The organism is Xanthomonas sp. NCPPB 2864 (assembly GCF_056675615.1).
On sequence record NZ_JBWWVS010000029.1, the window covers coordinates 1 to 627 of the forward strand.

Sequence of the window (627 nt, forward strand, 5' to 3'; positions counted from 1 at the left end):
CGAGCCGGTGCCGCTGAGCGTGCCGGCATACACGCCACCGGTGTTCTGGTTGAACACCAGTGCCGCGTTGTTGGCGATATCGCCCTGCAGGCTGCTGGTGTCGCCGATCAAGGTACCGGCCGTGATCGTGGTGCCGCCGGTGTACCCGTTCGTACCGTTGAGCAATAGTGCGCCGGCGCCATCCTTGATCACGCTGCCGGTGCCGGTGATCGAGCCGGTGAACACGCCATCGGCCACCTGGTTGAACACCAGCGTCGCATTGTCGACGATGGCTCCCTGCAGGCTGGCGCTGTCGCCGACCAGCGTGCCGGCGTTGACCGTCGTGCCACCGGTGTAGCTGTTGCTGCCGTCCAGTGTCAGTGTGGAAACCCCATTCTTGATCAATCCACCGGTGCCGGTCACAGCACCGGTCAAGGTGAGATCGTTGCTGCCCGCAAACGCGACTGCACCTGCCAGCTCGACTGCGTTGGTCACTGTCAGTGCCTGATCGGTATCCAACGTGGTGCCGGTCGCGGCGGTCAACGTTCCGGTGCCCAGCGCCTGTGCATCACCCAGCACCAAGCTACCGCTGGCAAGTACGGTACCGCCGCTGTAGTTGCCGGCTTCGGCAAGCGTCAACGCACCCGT

1 protein-coding gene is annotated in these 627 nt (G+C 64.4%); it reads right to left on the reverse strand.

The window, feature by feature from the left end:
• Positions 1-627, reverse strand: a 627-nt coding sequence (locus AC1KVE_RS21015) for an autotransporter-associated beta strand repeat-containing protein (RefSeq protein WP_481093047.1), incomplete at both ends; no start/stop codon positions are given.